The organism is Amycolatopsis sp. NPDC003676, assembly GCF_053587275.1.
Genome location: NZ_JBSFNS010000340.1, coordinates 1 through 1,225 on the forward strand (window position 1 = coordinate 1; position 1,225 = coordinate 1,225).

Annotated in this window: 2 protein-coding genes; both read left to right on the forward strand. The window is 72.1% G+C overall.

The window, feature by feature from the left end; all coding sequences use genetic code 11:
• Window positions 1–329, forward strand: a 329-nt coding sequence (locus tag ACWDNU_RS46245; protein ID WP_449673496.1) for a Rid family hydrolase, incomplete at its 5' end; no start/stop codon positions are given.
• Window positions 330–472: 143 nt separating this feature from the next.
• A complete protein-coding gene (locus ACWDNU_RS46250; RefSeq protein ID WP_355284042.1) occupies window positions 473–1,198 on the forward strand; it encodes a maleylpyruvate isomerase family mycothiol-dependent enzyme in 726 nt (241 codons plus the stop codon).
• Window positions 1,199–1,225 lie beyond the last annotated feature (27 nt).

Below are 1,225 nucleotides of genomic sequence, written 5' to 3' on the forward strand. Positions count from 1 at the left end.
GAAGACGCGGCGAAGAGCTACCTCGGATCCGCGCCGAAGGACGGCCAATCCGCGCCCGCGCAGGTCGGGGACGAGGGACAGGTAAGCAGCAAGGGACCGAGGTCCTCGCCCGCATCGCCACCGCGCTGGAACAGGCGGGCGCGAGCCTGCGGGATGTGGTGCGCACCCGCATCTTCGTCACCGATATCGCCCGCTGGTCCGAAGTCGCCGCCGCGCATTCGGCCGTCTTCGGCACCATCCGCCCCGCCGCCTCGATGTACGAGGTGACCGCGCTGATCGCCCCCGAGCTCCTGATCGAGATCGAGGCCGACGCGATCGTCGCCGGCTGAATCGTGACACGCGGCGGTTCGCCGCCGCGGTCGTCGAGCGCCAAATCTCCCCAGTTGTCCACAGGCTCAGGGTTATCCACAGGGGTCCCCGACACCGCGGTGAACGGCGGTGCGCGCGGACCCGGGCAACTACGCTCGGACCCGTGACCAGCGAAACGGCTACCCCTCTCGACCTGCTCACCCAGGTCGCCGCCTCCACCGCTCGCTTCGACGCGGCGATCGGCGCGCTCACCGATGCGCAGTTGAGCGAACCGTCCCGGCTCCCCGGCTGGACGCGCGGGCACGTCGTCGCGCACATGTCGCGCAATGCCGACAGTCTGCTGAACCTGCTGCTGTGGGCGCGCACCGGCATCGAGATCCCCCAGTACGCCAGTGTCGCGACCCGCGACGCCGACATCGAGGCGGGCGCGCCGCGGCACCTCGACGTCCAGCACGCCGACTTCACCGCCTCGGCGCATCGCTGGCAGGCCGTGGCCACCACGATGCCCGCCGCGGACTGGCAGGCCGTCGTCCGCAACCGGCAGGGCGGTTCGCTCACGGCCGACCAGATTCCGTGGATGCGCCTGCGCGAGACCGAGATCCATCACGTCGACCTCGGCGTCGACTACACCCCCGCCGACTGGCCCGCGGCCTTCGTGGCCCGCCTGCTCCCCGAAGCCGTCGCCGACGTGTCCGCCAACCTCCTCCCCGACGCGACCCCCACCTTCGACCTCCAGGCCACCGACTCCGACTTCATCGCCACCGTCGGCCCCGGCCGCCCCCACCACACGGTCCTCGGCCCCTCCTCGGCCCTGCTCGCCTGGCTCCTCGGCCGCTCCCCCGGCCACGACCTCACCGGCCCGCTACCCCCACTGCCCGCCTGGAAGTAGCGGCCCCGCCCGAACACGAGAAAGGCC